1 protein-coding gene and 1 pseudogene are annotated in these 1797 nt (G+C 58.6%); both read right to left on the bottom strand.

Going from position 1 to position 1797, the window contains the following annotated elements; all coding sequences use genetic code 11:
• Positions 1 to 29 precede the first annotated feature (29 nt).
• Complete coding sequence (locus tag AC1D17_RS28850; RefSeq protein ID WP_113563845.1) at positions 30 to 347, bottom strand: DUF736 family protein; 318 nt, start codon at positions 345 to 347, stop codon at positions 30 to 32.
• Between the two features lie 870 nt (positions 348 to 1217).
• Positions 1218 to 1797, bottom strand: a pseudogene (locus AC1D17_RS28845) (ParB/RepB/Spo0J family partition protein); the annotation flags it as partial.

Genomic DNA, 1797 nt, shown 5'->3' with positions numbered 1-1797 from the left:
GCCCCGCACTGGGGCCGTACCTCGCTGAATCAATCCCAGGGAATGACGGCCATCAGATCATCGTCGTCTTGGCCCGGGAAGCGCCCGAGATTGGCATTGAGGCGTCCGTATCCGGTATTGACCGAGAGGGTGTAGTAGTCACTGCCGTTCTGATTGATCTTCTTCCAGATGCCGCCGATTTCTACGGAGCGTCCCCTAGGGGTCTTGGCAAGGATGCGATAAACGGGYGCTTTCGGGTTGGTGCTGCTGATTTCTTCGCCGGTCAAATCGATGTCATAAGCCATGGATGCGATGTTGCCCGAGAGGCCGGTTTCAGTGAAGCGGATGAAGTTTACGAGGTCGGACATTGCTGTATCTCCTTTGTTTGCGTTGCCGATGGACACGACAAAAGGGCGGGAACAGGAACGGCCGCACCCGAAGGGTCGCAGCACCTGAGAGCGGGACGATTTTGCAGCGCGAGGAGATCTGTAGGATCGGGGAAAATCGTTGCGATCGAGGGTTGCGGTCGTGACGACCGGCCTTAGTGGTCCATCTGAAGGCATCGCGTACAAAGGAGATCAGCGCAGATGTCTCCGGATGTAACGCGGCCCGTTTCACCGAAACCCGCATCGCCACCCATCGACGCCAGACGCATCTACCTGAAATCGACCAGGCGACTAAACACCACTTACCGGAAGAACCATCGGCATCCTCGCAACGACATTCGCCGAGAGCTGGGGCTCGTACGGAACTGACTGCATCTGGGAAGAAGACTGATCACGCAGCGAGCCCATCGAAACATCGAGATCGGCTTCACCACCATGCCATCCCGGGAGCTTCCCCTGACAAGATCGCCGGTCTTCAGGACAGGAACGCTGATTGCGCTAGCGATTTACAGCTGCGTGGGGTTGCGGGCACGATCACAGTACGCGGGATAAAGATTGTTCCTTTCGCATTTAAGAGAAAATTCGTTGCTGACGGGTCCGACAACAAGCCACATCATCCGCGCCCGATCACACGCGGCCTCATCCAGCCAATGTCGTACCGGAAATAAACGCTAGCGTGACTCCAGCGCTGCGCGGATCCTGCTTGCGAAGCAAAGCGCGGGCCGGGGTTCGATGCCCTGGCCCGCGCTCGCGGGCGGGAAAATGCATAGGGTAGGTCAAATAGGTGGCTCTGTTTTAAACAGGGGCCGACCGCGCGGAAGAAGCGCGACCGGCTGGATAGCATCGGCTGGGTTATTCCGCTGCCATCGGCAGGGACTGGGCCTCGTCGTCGATCTCGGCGTTTGCCTCGGCGCTCGGGTCGGATGYAATCCGGATTGGAGCCGGGAGCCAGCCGGTTCCCACAATCAGCCTGTCCGCGATCAGCACGGCCTCTGTCTTCTTACCCGCTGCCTTCACGGATAGGCTTGCGTCTTCGCCCTTGGCTTCCGCCACAGCGAGAGCAATGCTCTGCCGATTGATGTGATTGAAATAGCTGTCGGCGGTCGTCTCGAACCAGTCGGCCATCCTCACATTGAGCGCACGACCAAGCTGGTTTGCCTGCTCGATACCAGATCGGCGGTCGGTGAATTTCTTCTCCACAGCGTTGACGGAGTGGGCTGCCGCATAGGCCAGCAGGAGCAGCAGTTCTTCGCGGCTCTGTGCAAGGCACCACTCAAACAGGTCGGCAGGGTTTCCGGGAATCTTATGCCCGTAGTTTTCCTGTACGCTCTCGAACTCGGCAACTGCCTTGCACCTCTCTGGGGCTTTCATCGATCCTTCGACGCGCTCATAGGTCAGCGACACCTGCAGGGCGCTCTGCTCGGATACATAA

Source organism: Pararhizobium sp. P1_E7, from assembly GCF_056405855.1.
Note: the sequence above shows the minus strand (reverse complement) of the source record. Positions and strands in the feature narration are given on the sequence as shown.